The organism is Pseudomonas sp. AC247 (genome assembly GCF_979258015.1).
On the sequence record NZ_OZ409829.1, the window covers coordinates 3,812,270 to 3,825,532 of the forward strand.

General features: G+C 58.3%; 13 protein-coding genes. 11 read left to right on the top strand and 2 right to left on the bottom strand.

Translation table 11 applies throughout. The annotated features are described in order from the left end of the window. Positions 1 to 58 precede the first annotated feature (58 nt). Positions 59 to 1,225: an aminotransferase-like domain-containing protein gene (locus tag ACZZ0B_RS17160; RefSeq protein ID WP_463545845.1), complete on the bottom strand. Its 1,167-nt coding sequence runs from the start codon at positions 1,223 to 1,225 to the stop codon at positions 59 to 61. A gap of 82 nt (positions 1,226 to 1,307) precedes the next feature. On the opposite strand from ACZZ0B_RS17160, the gene ACZZ0B_RS17165 reads away from it, so the two are divergent. The 3 genes from ACZZ0B_RS17165 (at position 1,308) to ACZZ0B_RS17175 (ending at position 4,118) form a co-directional block, all read left to right on the top strand. Continuing rightward, entirely contained in the window at positions 1,308 to 1,754 is a 447-nt protein-coding gene (locus tag ACZZ0B_RS17165) for a MarR family winged helix-turn-helix transcriptional regulator (protein ID WP_400648532.1), read from the top strand. A gap of 298 nt (positions 1,755 to 2,052) precedes the next feature. Continuing rightward, on the top strand, positions 2,053 to 3,402 hold the full coding sequence (locus ACZZ0B_RS17170; RefSeq protein WP_440095687.1) for an NCS2 family permease: 1,350 nt from the start codon (positions 2,053 to 2,055) through the stop codon (positions 3,400 to 3,402). Positions 3,403 to 3,491: 89 nt separating this feature from the next. Beyond that, a complete protein-coding gene (locus ACZZ0B_RS17175; protein ID WP_463545846.1) occupies positions 3,492 to 4,118 on the top strand; it encodes a LysE family translocator in 627 nt (208 codons plus the stop codon). A gap of 182 nt (positions 4,119 to 4,300) precedes the next feature. On the opposite strand, the gene uraH is transcribed toward ACZZ0B_RS17175, so the two are convergent. Beyond that, the gene (gene uraH, locus ACZZ0B_RS17180; RefSeq protein ID WP_008080901.1) at positions 4,301 to 4,654 is read right to left on the bottom strand and encodes a hydroxyisourate hydrolase; all 354 of its coding nucleotides are present in this window, start codon (positions 4,652 to 4,654) and stop codon (positions 4,301 to 4,303) included. Between the two features lie 420 nt (positions 4,655 to 5,074). Between uraH and puuE the strand changes: the two genes are divergently transcribed. The 8 genes from puuE (at position 5,075) to ACZZ0B_RS17220 (ending at position 13,221) form a co-directional block, all read left to right on the top strand. Beyond that, entirely contained in the window at positions 5,075 to 6,001 is a 927-nt protein-coding gene (gene puuE / locus ACZZ0B_RS17185) for an allantoinase PuuE (RefSeq protein WP_034151757.1), read from the top strand. Next, entirely contained in the window at positions 5,998 to 6,513 is a 516-nt protein-coding gene (gene uraD / locus ACZZ0B_RS17190) for a 2-oxo-4-hydroxy-4-carboxy-5-ureidoimidazoline decarboxylase (RefSeq protein WP_008080897.1), read from the top strand. Before puuE ends, uraD begins: the two co-directional genes overlap by 4 nt. Positions 6,514 to 6,600: 87 nt before the next feature. After that, a complete protein-coding gene (gene alc, locus ACZZ0B_RS17195) occupies positions 6,601 to 7,596 on the top strand; it encodes an allantoicase (protein WP_463545847.1) in 996 nt (331 codons plus the stop codon). Between the two features lie 126 nt (positions 7,597 to 7,722). Beyond that, complete coding sequence (locus ACZZ0B_RS17200; RefSeq protein WP_077571770.1) at positions 7,723 to 8,226, top strand: ureidoglycolate lyase; 504 nt, start codon at positions 7,723 to 7,725, stop codon at positions 8,224 to 8,226. Positions 8,227 to 8,277: 51 nt separating this feature from the next. Beyond that, a complete protein-coding gene (locus tag ACZZ0B_RS17205) occupies positions 8,278 to 9,588 on the top strand; it encodes a urate hydroxylase PuuD (RefSeq protein ID WP_463545848.1) in 1,311 nt (436 codons plus the stop codon). A 168-nt stretch (positions 9,589 to 9,756) separates the two neighbouring features. Continuing rightward, positions 9,757 to 11,115 carry a nucleobase:cation symporter-2 family protein gene (locus ACZZ0B_RS17210; protein WP_463545849.1) on the top strand — a complete coding sequence of 453 codons (1,359 nt, stop codon included), beginning with the start codon at positions 9,757 to 9,759 and terminating at the stop codon, positions 11,113 to 11,115. Positions 11,116 to 11,276: 161 nt separating this feature from the next. After that, complete coding sequence (locus ACZZ0B_RS17215; protein WP_008080892.1) at positions 11,277 to 12,062, top strand: outer membrane protein OmpK; 786 nt, start codon at positions 11,277 to 11,279, stop codon at positions 12,060 to 12,062. A gap of 373 nt (positions 12,063 to 12,435) precedes the next feature. Then, positions 12,436 to 13,221 (top strand): outer membrane protein OmpK, encoded by a 786-nt coding sequence (locus tag ACZZ0B_RS17220; protein ID WP_008080890.1) that lies wholly within the window; start codon positions 12,436 to 12,438, stop codon positions 13,219 to 13,221. The last annotated feature ends 42 nt before the right edge of the window (positions 13,222 to 13,263 follow it).

Here is a 13,263-nt window from a genome sequence, read left to right on the forward strand (position 1 = left end):
GCACAGACACAGCAAATCTCAGACAAAAATAAACCGGCCCATGAGCCGGTTTATTTTTTCACGCCGCTTTATCCAACTGCGCCTGGCGCACCACCGCCGCCAATCGCTTCAGCCCTTCATCCAGCCGCGCCGGATCGATATGGCTGAAATTCAAACGCAAATGCCCATGATGTTTCTCCGGCTCCGGGAAGAACGGCTCCCCCGGCATAAACGCCACGTCATTGGCCAGCGCCTCATTGAGCAACGTTCGCGTATCCAGCGGCTGCTTCAACGTCAGCCAGAAAAACAGCCCGCCCTGCGGCATGTTCCAGTCGGCCAGGTCCGCAAAGTGCGTTTCCAGCGCTGCCTGAAACGCATCGCGCCGCTGACGGTAGAACCCACGCAATTCACTCAAATGCTGCTTATATTTCTCAGTGCCAATCCATTGCAGCGCCTGCCACTGACCAATGCGATTGGTGTGCAAGTCCGCTGATTGTTTGAGCTTGAGCAGGTGCGGGAACAGATCGGGGCTGGCGATCAGGTAGCCCACGCGCAAACCCGGCAGCAAGGTTTTCGACACGGTGCCGGTGTAGATCCAACTCGCCTTCTGCAAACGTCCGGCAATCGGTTTGGCACTGCCGCCGTCGAAGGTCAGCTCACGGTAAGGCTCGTCTTCGATCAGGGTCACGCCGAACTCGTCGAGCAGCGCTGCGACCGCTGCGCGCTTGGCTTCGCTGTAACGCACGGCGGACGGGTTCTGGAACGTCGGGATCAGGTAGATGAACGCCGGACGATGTTGTTCGAGACGACTGCGCAGTTGCGCCAGGTTCGGGCCATCGGACTCTTGCGGCACGGTCAGGCAGTCGGCGCCGAACAGCTGGAAGATTTGCAACGCAGCAAGATAGGTCGGCGCTTCGAGCAGGATTTCCGTGCCCTTGTCGATGTACAGCTTGGCCGCCAGATCGAGGGTTTGCTGGGAGCCGCTGACCACCAATACCTGACTCGCCTCGCATTGCAGGCCAAGCGCCCTCGCCTCCGCCGCCAACGCTTCGCGCAACGCCGGCTCGCCTTCGCTCATGCCGTATTGACCGAGCGCCAGCGGCATGTCGGCCCATTCGACTTTCGGCAGCATGGCTTCGGCCGGCAAGCCGCCGGCAAACGACATCACCTCGGGGCGCTGGGCAGCGGCGAGGATTTCACGGATCAAAGAACTTTTAAGGCGCGAGACACGTTCGGAAAAAGCCATGGGGGTCACCGGTAGCGAGGCGGACGAAAAATAAGTCAAACTGATTGACTGAAATTACGACAGCTTGAGCGAGTACGTCAACATGCTTGACCTTAAAAACCCTGCAAGCCAACAACAGGCGATGGAAGCGTTTTTCTTCGGCTATCAGGCCTTCACCGCCAAGGCTGACGAAATGCTCGAGCGCCGCGGGTTGTCGCGGGTGCATCAGCGCATTGTGTTTTTCATCGCGCGGTACCCGAATTTGAATGTGAAGGAATTGCTGGGATTGCTCGGCGTGAGTAAACAGGCGCTGAACATGCCGTTGCGGCAGTTGCAGGAAATGCACCTGGTGGACAGCGTGGCCTCGGAGACGGACAAGCGAAAGCGGCTGCTGGCGTTGACGGCCGAAGGCGCAAAGTTTGAGCAGGCGTTGCGGCGTGAACAGGTGAAGTTGCTGGAGCGGGTATTTGCCGAGGCTGGGGAGGCGGCGGTGAATGGCTGGTTGGCGGTGAATCTGGCGCTGGGGAACAGTCAGGCAGTTCTCGATTGACTGTTCGGGCCTCATCGCTGGCAAGCCAGCTCCCACATGTTTTGTGTACGCCACAGATCAATGTGGGAGCTGGCTTGCCAGCGATGGGGCCCTCAAGGGCGATATATCACTAACGACGGAACTTTCGTAAACAAAACCAAAAACAATATTTGCTTTATTTGTACACAAAAGCATAATCCACAGCGTGCGAGTTCCTGACCGCATGGTCAACAAATTCGCAAGTGCCTCAAAGGGCCGCTGCCACCCCTCATGGGTCCGGCCCTGGAAATAACAATAAAACTCTTGAGGAGTACTCGCTGTGGAAAGCCGCAAATCCGAAGCATCGACGCTGGATCTCTCGCCGCCATTACGCACTGGCCTGCTGGAGCGCTTGTTTAAACTCAGCTTGCATGGCACCACGGTGAAGACCGAGCTGATTGCCGGTCTGACAACCTTTATCACCATGGCTTACATCATCTTCGTCAACCCGAACATCATGGCCGATGCCGGGATTGACCACGGTGCGGCGTTCGTCGCCACCTGTATCGCCGCCGCACTGGGCTGCCTGTTGATGGGCCTGTACGCCAACTGGCCAGTCGGCCTGGCGCCAGGCATGGGCCTCAACGCGTTCTTCACTTACACCGTGGTCGGCACCATGGGCTACAACTGGGAAACCGCGCTGGGTGCGGTGTTTGTCTCCGGTGTGTTGTTCATGATCCTGACCTTCTCGCGGATTCGTGAGTGGCTGCTCAACAGTATTCCGGTCAGCCTGCGCTTTGCGATGGGTGCCGGTGTCGGTCTGTTCCTCGGTCTGATCGGCCTGAAAACCGCCGGCATTGTTGTCGACAGCCCGGCGACGCTGATCAAGCTTGGCTCCCTGCGTGAGCCCGGCCCGCTGCTCGCCGCCATCTGCTTCCTGATGATTGCGATCCTCAGCTACCACAAAATCTTCGGCGCAATCCTCATCAGCATCATCACCGTGACCCTGGCCGGTTGGGGCCTGGGCATCGTGCATTACGAAGGGATCATGTCGACGCCGCCGAGCCTGGCGCCGACCTTCATGGCGATGAACGTGGCCGGCGTATTCAACGTCAGCATGATCAGCGTGGTGTTGGCCTTCCTCTTCGTACACATGTTCGACACCGCCGGCACCCTGATGGGCGTCGCCCAACGCGCCAATCTGGTCAACGCTGACGGCCGTATCGAAAACCTCTCCCGCGCGATGAAAGCCGACAGTGCCTCCAGTGTTTTCGGCGCCGTGGTCGGTGTTCCTCCAGTAACAAGCTACGTAGAAAGTGCTGCCGGCGTGGCCGCTGGTGGTCGGACTGGTCTTACCGCAGTCACCGTAGGTGTGCTATTTATAGCGGCAATGTTTTTCGCACCGCTGGCCGGCATGATTCCCGCTTACGCCACCGCCGGTGCACTGATCTATGTAGCGATGCTGATGATGGGCGGCATGGCCCACATCGAGTGGGACGAAGCCACTGATGCCATTCCGGCAATCGTCACCGCCATCATGATGCCGCTGACCTTTTCGGTCGCCGACGGTATCGCGCTGGGCTTCATCACCTATGTGGCGCTGAAGGCCGGTACCGGCAAGTACAAGGAAATTTCCGTGAGCCTGTGGGTGCTCTGCGCGATCTTCATCGCCAAGTTCATCTTCCTGTAAGCGCTACGCGGTTCAGGCTTCAAAACGGCCTCACCCTCACGGGTGGGGCTTTTGTGCATTTTTCAATACAACAAAAAAGGAGGAAAGTGATGAGTCTGGAAACCTGGCTGCTGTTCAGCGGCGCTGCGTTGGTGGTGATCCTGATTCCGGGGCCGCTGTCATTGCTGATGATCAGCAACAGTCTGAATTACGGTCTGCGCCGTTCTTACCCGGCATTTTTGGGTGGCGTGATTGCCTCGATCTGTTTGCTCAGTGCGTCGGCTTTGGGGCTCGGCGCCCTGCTGTTGGCGTCGGAGCAGTTGTTCAGTGCGCTGAAAATCGTCGGTGCGCTGTATTTGTTCTACCTCGCCTGGCAGAGCTGGCAGCAATCGCGTCAGCCGTCAGTGGGTGCAGAAGTGCCTCAGGCGGCACCGACTCCGCGCTTTCGCACCTTGTTCGGGCGTGCGTTTGTGCTGGGCGCGAGCAATCCGAAGGACATTCTGTTTTTCGCCGCATTTCTGCCGCAGTTTCTGAGCGCGCAGCAGCCGTTTTTGCCGCAGTTGCTGATCATGATTGCGACGTGGGTGGTGCTCGATCTGAGCTGCAAACTGGCTTATGGGCTGGGTGCGCATGGCGCGGCGCGGTATTTGCGCAGCGGTAAAGGTCAGAGTTGGTTCAACCGAATCAGTGCCGGATTGTTCAGTGGTGCTGGCGCTGCATCCCTGTTGAGCCGTTAAAGAGCAAAAGATCGCAGCCTGCGGCAGCTCCTACATGGGATTGCACTTCAATCTGTAGGAGCTGCCGCAGGCTGCGATCTTTTGACTTTAAGACAGGCAAAAAAAAGCCCGCAGTGTGGGCGGGCGAAAGACCAAAGAAGCTATATGCGCAGTCGCTTCCCGGTGGGGGCAGCTGCTTGGGGTCAGCTGCCCCGGTACGTGGAATAGCTGTACGGCGAAATCAGCAACGGAACATGGTAATGATCCTGTTCGGCAGAGATGCCGAAGCGCAGTACAACCACGTCCAGGAATGCCGGTTCCGGCAACTGAACACCACGGGCGCGGTAGTAATCGCCCGCGTGAAACTGAACCTGATAAACGCCGGTACGATAATCATCGCCTTGCAGCAGCGGTGCATCGACCCGGCCATCGCTGTTGGTTACGGCACTGGCGACCAATTCCAGTTGCGAACCTTCAACGCGGTACAGCTCGACCTTGATCGAACTGCCCGGGCAACCGTGTGCAGCGTCCAAAACGTGTGTTGTCAAACGTCCCATTGATTCTGCGCGCCTGCCTGCGTGGAGCAGTCAGACTTCGCGCCTCCCGAAGTCAGTTGAAAAGGAGACCGCACCGATTCGGAGCACGAAAAGCTGCGGCGAGCGACTAATTAAGACACTTTTCAAAAAAATTGTACACAATAAAAACGACATTTTTCACACCACCCCCGCCATTCGGGGCTTTCCTGCCGATTGGCCAGCCATACGCCTATTCATTGAACCTCCTATCCATTAGCTGACTGGTCAGGCAGGTTTCTTGCAGGCTCAAGCCATTAACAGCAAAAGATGACAGTCGGTGAAAAATGCGAAAATTCAGGCTTACAAATTGCGATTAAAGTTGTATACAATCAGCCCATCGCTGTGACGCCAGCCTGCCAGGCCGCCACACACATCTGTCAACGAATAAGAAGGAAGACTGCAGTGAGCGCTGACTACCCACGCGACCTGATCGGTTACGGCAGTAACCCTCCTCACCCACACTGGCCGGGCAATGCCCGCATCGCCCTGTCCTTCGTACTCAATTACGAAGAAGGCGGCGAGCGCAACATTCTGCACGGCGACAAAGAATCCGAAGCGTTCCTGTCTGAAATGGTTGCTGCTCAGCCGCTGCAAGGCGCGCGCAACATGAGCATGGAATCGCTTTACGAGTATGGCAGCCGTGCCGGCGTCTGGCGGATCCTGAAACTGTTCAAGGAATTCGACATTCCGCTGACCATCTTCGCTGTCGCCATGGCCGCCCAGCGCCACCCGGACGTGATCCGCGCGATGGTCGATGCCGGCCACGAAATCTGCAGCCACGGCTATCGCTGGATCGACTACCAGTACATGGACGAAGCGCAGGAACGCGAGCACATGCTCGAAGCGATCCGCATCCTCACCGAAATCACCGGCGAGCGCCCACTGGGCTGGTACACCGGCCGCACTGGCCCGAACACCCGTCGCCTGGTCATGGAAGAAGGTGGTTTCCTCTACGACTGCGACACCTACGACGATGACCTGCCCTACTGGGAACCGAACAACCCGACCGGCAAGCCGCATCTGGTGATCCCGTACACCCTCGACACCAACGACATGCGCTTCACGCAAGTGCAGGGTTTCAACAAGGGTGACGACTTTTTCGAATACCTCAAAGACGCGTTCGACGTGCTCTACGCCGAAGGCGCTGAAGCACCGAAAATGCTCTCGATCGGTCTGCACTGCCGCTTGATCGGCCGTCCGGGTCGCATCGCCTCGCTCAAACGCTTTATCGAATACGCCAAAAGTCATGAACAGGTGTGGTTCAGCCGTCGCGTCGACATCGCGCGTCACTGGCACGAAACCCAGCCGTACCAAGGGGCCGCCAAATGAGCCGCTTTCAAACCCTGCAACCGTCGACCCTGAGCCGCGACGCTTTCGTCAAAGCTTTCGCCGACATCTACGAACATTCGCCATGGGTGGCCGAGAAGGCTTACGACCTGGGTGTGGACGCTTCGATCGACGAGATCGAAACCCTGCACCAGCGCATGAGCGACATCCTGTTGAGCGCCGATCACGCCAGTCAACTGGCACTGATCAACGCTCACCCGGACCTGGCCGGCAAAGCTGCCGTCCAGGGCCAACTGACCGAAGCCAGCACCAATGAACAAGCTGGCGCCGGTATTCACCAATGCACGGCCGAAGAGTTCCAGCGCTTCACCGAGCTGAACGACGCCTACAAAGCCAAGTTCAAGTTTCCCTTCATCATGGCGGTAAAAGGCAGCAACCGGCATCAGATCCTCGCGGCGTTCGAAACGCGCATTCACAATTCGCAAGACACCGAATTCAAATGCGCGCTGGCGGAGATCAACAAGATCGCCCTGTTCCGTTTACTGACTCTTTAGCAAGCCTGGCCCGAGCATGTCAGACGCGGAGAATGCCCAGGGCCTCGCAAGCATCCCCAGCCACTTATTTAAAGGCAGACAAGAAGAATGAAAGCTTACGCCGTACCTTTCGAAAAATTCGTCAACCTGGCCGATGCCCGTCTGGGCACCAAAATCATCTCGGTCACCGATGACTGGTTCGCAGACGCCAATCGTCTGTTCCAACCGACCCCGGCCGTATGGAAGGAGGGCGTGTTCGATGACAACGGCAAGTGGATGGACGGCTGGGAATCGCGCCGCAAGCGCTTCGAAGGCTTCGACAGCGCAGTGATCCGTCTGGGCGTACCGGGCTCGATCAAAGGCGTGGACATCGACACTTCATTCTTCACCGGCAACTTCCCGCCATCGGCCTCTCTGGAAGCGTGCTTCCTGGCCTCGGGCGAGCCTGACGAAAACACCCAGTGGACTGAAGTGCTGTCGGCCGTCGAGCTGCAGGGCAACCGCCACCACTACCACGAAATCAGCAACGACCAGGCGTTCAGCCACCTGCGCTTCAACATCTACCCGGACGGCGGTGTTGCCCGTCTGCGCGTGTACGGTGTGCCGCATCGCGACTGGTCGGCCGTTGGCGATAACGAGCAAGTCGATCTGGCAGCAGCCCTGAACGGTGGCCGCGCCCTCGCCTGCTCCGACGAACACTTCGGCCGCATGAGCAACATCCTCAACCCGGGCCGTGGCATCAACATGGGCGACGGCTGGGAAACTGCACGTCGTCGTACGCCGGGCAATGACTGGGTCATCGTCGCGCTGGGTCACCCGGGCGAGATCGAGAAGATCGTCGTCGACACCCTGCACTTCAAAGGCAACTACCCGGACACTTGCTCGATCCAGGGCGCGTTCGTGAAAGGTGGTACTGACAGCCAGATCGAAACCCAGTCGCTGTTCTGGCGCGATCTGCTGCCAAGCCAGAAGCTGGAAATGCACGCCGAGCACACCTTCGTCGAGCAGATCAAAGCACTGGGCCCGATCACCCACATCCGCCTGAACGTGTTCCCGGACGGTGGTGTAAGCCGCCTGCGCGTTCTCGGCAAGGTCGCTAAATAGGTTTGAACCCAATCGCTGGCAAGCCAGCTCCCACAGGTTTTGTGAACGCCACAGTCCACTGTGGGAGCGGGCTTGCCCGCGATGGCGATAGTTCTAACAACACAGAATTCGGATAAGAAGAACAGCATGCGCACACTAACGATTGAACCGCTGAGCAAAGAAGCCTTCGCCCCTTTCGGTGACGTCATCGAAACCGACGGCAGCGATCACTTCATGATCAACAACGGTTCGACCATGCGCTTCCATAAACTGGCGACGGTCGAAACCGCTCAGCCTGAGGACAACGCGATCATCAGCATCTTCCGCGCCGACGCGCAGGACATGCCGCTGACCGTTTGCATGCTGGAACGCCATCCGCTGGGCAGCCAGGCTTTCATACCGCTGCTCGGCAACCCCTTTCTGATCGTGGTCGCGCCAATTGGCGATGAACCTGTATCAGGCTTGGTCCGCGCCTTCGTCACCAACGGCAGGCAGGGCATTAATTACCATCGCGGCGTTTGGCACCATCCGGTGCTGACGATCGAAAAGCGGGATGACTTCCTGGTGGTTGATCGCAGTGGCACAGGCAATAACTGCGATGAGCATTTTTTCAAAGAGGATGAGCGTTTGATCCTCGCCCCCCACCAATAAGAGAAGGTCTGATCACTCGACAACAAGAGTGACAGGCGAGAGGTAAAGACTGTGGAAGCACATCTGTTGGAATGGCTGAACCTGAGCGTGCGCTGGGTTCACATGATTACTGGCGTGGCCTGGATTGGCGCGTCGTTCTACTTCGTCTGGCTGGAGAACAACCTCAACCGCGTCAACCCGAAAACCGGTCTGGCCGGTGACCTGTGGGCGATCCACGGTGGCGGTATCTATCACCTGGAAAAATACAAACTGGCCCCGCCGTCGATGCCGGAGAACCTGCACTGGTTCAAATGGGAAGCCTACTTCACCTGGATGTCGGGGATCGCGCTGCTGTGCGTGGTGTTCTACTCCAACCCGACGCTCTACCTGCTGGCTCCGGGCAGCACACTGAGCGGCCCTGAAGGCGTGGCCATCGGTATCGGCTCGCTGTTCCTCGGCTGGTTCATCTACTCCTTCCTGTGCGACTCGGCCTTGGGCAAACGCCCTGCTCTGCTCGGCTTCATTCTGTTCGTGCTGATCATCGGCGCGGCGTATGGCTTCAGCAAAGTGTTCAGCGGTCGTGGTGCGTACCTGCACGTCGGCGCGATCATCGGCACCATCATGGTCGGCAACGTGTTCCGCATCATCATGCCGGCGCAACGGGCACTGGTGGCGGCGATTGCCGAGAACCGCACGCCGGATCCGGCACTGCCGGCCAAAGGCCTGCTGCGCTCACGTCACAACAACTACTTCACCCTGCCGGTGCTGTTCATCATGATCAGCAACCACTTCCCGAGCACCTATGGCAGCCAGTACAACTGGTTGATCCTGGCCGGGATCGCGGTGTTGGCCGTGTTGGTGCGTCACTACTTCAACACCCGTCACGACAGCCACAAGTTTGCCTGGACGCTGCCGGTTGCAGCGGTGGGCATGATCACCCTGGCCTACGTCACCGGTCCTGCACCAATGTCGACCGCTCCGGAAGTGGCCAAGGCTCCAGCAAAAATCGAGTACCAACCGCTGCCGGAAACGGCACTGGGTGGCGGCTTGAAACCGGCTGAAGCGGCACCGGCAGCCCCTGCCGAACCTGCAGCAGCACCGGCGCAGGCGTCGAATGCTGGCCCGGGTTTCGACAAAGTGCACACAGTGATCCAGGAACGTTGCGCGGTTTGCCATTCGGCCAAACCAACCAGCCCGTTGTTCAGCGCAGCGCCAGCGGGTGTGATGTTTGACACTCCTGAGCAGATCCGTCAGAACGCGGCGCGCATCCAGGCGCAAGCCATCACCACGCAGATCATGCCACTGGGCAACATCACTCAGATGACCCAGCAGGAACGTGACCTGATCGGTGCATGGATCGCCCAGGGAGCACAGACCAACTAAGCAGTAAAAGCATCGCTGGCAAGCCAGCTCCCACAGGGTTTTGCACTGCCTGTGTGGGAGCTGGCTTGCCAGCGATTGGCCGCAACGCGGTTTTACCTGATGCAAAGAAACAGCTGTGAGCAACCCGGCAGCTGTTAATCACAAGAATAAAAAGATCCGAGGTGTTGCATGTCCGAGCTGTCCAAAGCGCGCATCCCCGACGCACCCGCCATTCAGCGATTGCCCCTTTTGCAACTGATCCTGGTCGGTTTGCAACATGTTCTGCTGATGTACGGTGGTGCCATCGCGGTGCCGCTGATCATTGGACAGGCCGCTGGCCTGAGTCGTGAAGAAATTGCCTTCCTGATCAACGCCGACCTGCTGGTCGCCGGTGTCGCCACCATCGTCCAGTCCATGGGCATCGGCCCGATGGGCATTCGCATGCCGGTGATGATGGGCGCCAGTTTTGCCGCTGTCGGCAGCATGGTCGCCATGGCCGGCATGCCCGGTATCGGCCTGCAAGGCATCTTCGGCGCAACGATCGCCGCCGGTTTCTTCGGCATGATCATCGCGCCGTTCATGTCCAAGGTCGTACGCTTCTTCCCGCCTCTGGTGACCGGCACGGTCATCACCTCGATCGGTTTGTCGCTGTTCCCCGTGGCCGTGAATTGGGCCGGCGGCGGTGCTGGCGCTACGCAATTCGGTTCACCGATTTATCTGGCCATCGCCGCACTGGTGTTGGGCACTATTCTGCTGGTCCACCGCTTCATGCGCGGTTTCTGGGTGAACATTTCCGTACTGATCGGCATGTGCTTCGGCTACATCCTGTGCGGCGCGATCGGCATGGTCGACCTCAGCGGCATGGCCAACGCGCCATGGATTCAGTTCGTCACCCCGCTGCATTTCGGCATGCCGAAATTCGAACTCGCGCCGATTCTGTCGATGTGTCTGGTAGTGGTGATCATCTTCGTCGAGTCCACCGGGATGTTCCTCGCGCTGGGCAAGATCACCGGCCAGGAAGTCTGCCCGCGCATGCTGCGTCGCGGCTTGTTGTGTGATGCCGGCGCCTCGTTTGTCGCCGGGTTCTTCAACACCTTCACCCACTCCTCGTTCGCACAGAACATCGGCCTGGTGCAGATGACCGGCGTGCGCTGCCGTTCGGTGACCATCGTTGCCGGTGGCTTGCTGATCGTCCTGAGCCTGCTGCCGAAAGCCGCGTTCCTGGTGGCATCGATTCCACCGGCAGTACTCGGCGGCGCCGCGATTGCGATGTTCGGCATGGTCGCCGCGACCGGGATCAAGATTCTGCAGGAAGCCGACATCGGTGACCGGCGCAACCAGTTGCTGGTCGCGGTGAGCATCGGCATGGGCCTGATCCCGGTGGTGCGCCCTGAGTTCTTCGCGCACCTGCCGCTGTGGATGAGCCCTATTACCCACAGCGGCATCGCCATGGCAACGCTCAGCGCGCTGACGCTGAACCTGCTGTTCAACATTCTCGGCGGCAAAGAGCGCGCGGCGATCAACGACTGCCACGCACACCAGCACTAAAGCAACACCGATGTACCCCCCTGTAGGAGTGAGCCTGCTCGCGATAGCGTTTTTTCAGTCAACTGATGTGTTGAATGTCATACCGCTATCGCGAGCAGGCTCACTCCTTCAAGGGCAAATAGCTCTGCGCCTCAAACAATAAAAACAAGAGGGAGCAACAGATGATTCGCACGCAAACCAACGTGTTGTTGAGTGGCGGCCTGCTGGCCGCGAGTCAAGCCATGGCCGGCGATTTACTGCTGTGGCAGACCAACAGCCTCAGCTACCTGTATGGCAAGAACTTCGCGATCAACCCGTCGATCCAACAGACGGTCACGTTCGAGCACGCCGACAAATGGAAATACGGCGACAACTTCCTGTTCGTCGACAAGATCTTCTACAACGGCAAAGAAGATGCGAACAAAGGCCCCCACGCCTTCTACGGTGAATTCACCCCACGCTTTTCCTTCGGCAAGATCTTCGACCAGAAGCTTGAGTTCGGCCCGATCAAAGACGTGCTGCTCGCCATGACTTACGAGTATGGCGAAGGCGACAGCGAGGCCTATCTGATCGGCCCCGGCTTCGACATCAAGGTGCCCGGCTTCAACTACGTGACCCTCAATATCTTCCGCCGCCAGACCGAAGGCCCGCGCCCCGGCGACGGTGTCTGGCAGATCACGCCGGGCTGGTCCTACAGCTTTCCCCTGGGCAATTCCGATGTGCTGATCGACGGATATCTGGACTGGGTGGTCGACAACGACGAGAACTCGCGCGGCACCTATCACGCCAACCTGCACATCAATCCGCAGATCAAATATGACCTCGGCAAAGCCCTCGGCTGGAGTCAGAAGCAGCTGTACGTCGGCACCGAATACAGCTACTGGAAGAACAAATACGGCGTCGAAAACACACACAATTTCGACACCAATCAGAACACCGCCAGCCTGCTGGTGAAGGTGCACTTTTAAGATGGCCCGCAACCGTGCTCCATACCTGTCGTCGGTGCTCTGTTGCGGGGCACTTGAGAGCTGGCCGAGGAGTCAGTATTCTCCGCGGCCTCTTGAATTCGGTCTAAAAAAAAGCCCGGATTTAATTCCTGACCGACGGGCCAACTTATCCCGGCCCCGGCCAGTACCGAGGCATCCCGAAAACACGCTCAATCGACTGTTTTTCAGCAGCCGACGGGCGTTTTTTTGCTTTTCGAAAAGCCTTGGCCCAGCTCTTGCTAACAGCATGAAAGCTGACCAATCGGATGACTTTTGCAGCAACGAAAAAAGGCGCCACACCAGAGCGCCGATCTTAAAAAAATAAACGTGGAACACCTACTTTGGGAGCAACCGAATGAAACGTATGTGCACCAGCCTGATGCTCGCGGGATCGATGTTGGCCGGCGGCCAGGCCATGGCCGATGGTCTGCTGCAGTGGCAGAACAACAGCCTGACCTATCTGTATGGCAAGGACTTCCAGGTCAACCCGCGCATCCAGCAGACCGTCACCTTCGAACACGCCGATGCGTGGACGTACGGCGACAACTTCTTCTTCTTCGACAAGATCTTCTACAACGGTGGCAAGGACTTCAGCAACGGTCCGAACACCTACTACGGCGAGTTCAGCCCGCGCATCTCGCTGGGCAAGGTGCTCGACCAGAAGATCGAGTTCGGCCCGATCAAAGACGTCCTGTTGGCGATGACCTACGAGTTCGGTGAGGGTGACACCGAGTCTTACCTGATCGGTCCGGGTTTCGACCTGGCCATTCCGGGCTTCGACTACTTCCAGTTGAACTTCTATCAGCGTCACACCGAAGGCTCGCGTGCCGGTGACAACGTCTGGCAGATCACCCCGGTCTGGTCCTACACCATCCCGGTCGGCAAGTCGGACATCCTGATCGACGGCTACATGGACTGGGTGACTGACAACGACTCCAACTCCAAGGGCGATTACCACGCCAACCTGCACTTCAACCCACAAGTCAAATATGACTTGGGCAAAGCGCTGAGCTTTGGCGAGAAGCAGTTGTATGTCGGTGTTGAATACGACTACTGGAAAGACAAGTACGGGATCGACGACACCGGTGCGTTCAAGACCAATCAGAGCGTGACCAGCTTCCTGGTGAAGTTCCACTTCTGATAAAAATCAAAAGATCGCAGGCTTCGCCAGCTCCTACAGGGA

Bases quoted from the DNA above. Each gene is read 5' to 3' on its own strand.
- uraH (WP_008080901.1), bottom strand. From the start codon at position 4,654: ATGGGACGTTTGACAACACACGTTTTGGACGCTGCACACGGTTGCCCG.
- ACZZ0B_RS17165 (WP_400648532.1), top strand. From the start codon at position 1,308: ATGCTTGACCTTAAAAACCCTGCAAGCCAACAACAGGCGATGGAAGCG.
- ACZZ0B_RS17175 (WP_463545846.1), top strand. From the start codon at position 3,492: ATGAGTCTGGAAACCTGGCTGCTGTTCAGCGGCGCTGCGTTGGTGGTG.
- ACZZ0B_RS17160 (WP_463545845.1), bottom strand. From the start codon at position 1,225: ATGGCTTTTTCCGAACGTGTCTCGCGCCTTAAAAGTTCTTTGATCCGT.
- alc (WP_463545847.1), top strand. From the start codon at position 6,601: ATGAAAGCTTACGCCGTACCTTTCGAAAAATTCGTCAACCTGGCCGAT.
- ACZZ0B_RS17220 (WP_008080890.1), top strand. From the start codon at position 12,436: ATGAAACGTATGTGCACCAGCCTGATGCTCGCGGGATCGATGTTGGCC.
- uraD (WP_008080897.1), top strand. From the start codon at position 5,998: ATGAGCCGCTTTCAAACCCTGCAACCGTCGACCCTGAGCCGCGACGCT.
- ACZZ0B_RS17215 (WP_008080892.1), top strand. From the start codon at position 11,277: ATGATTCGCACGCAAACCAACGTGTTGTTGAGTGGCGGCCTGCTGGCC.
- ACZZ0B_RS17210 (WP_463545849.1), top strand. From the start codon at position 9,757: ATGTCCGAGCTGTCCAAAGCGCGCATCCCCGACGCACCCGCCATTCAG.
- ACZZ0B_RS17200 (WP_077571770.1), top strand. From the start codon at position 7,723: ATGCGCACACTAACGATTGAACCGCTGAGCAAAGAAGCCTTCGCCCCT.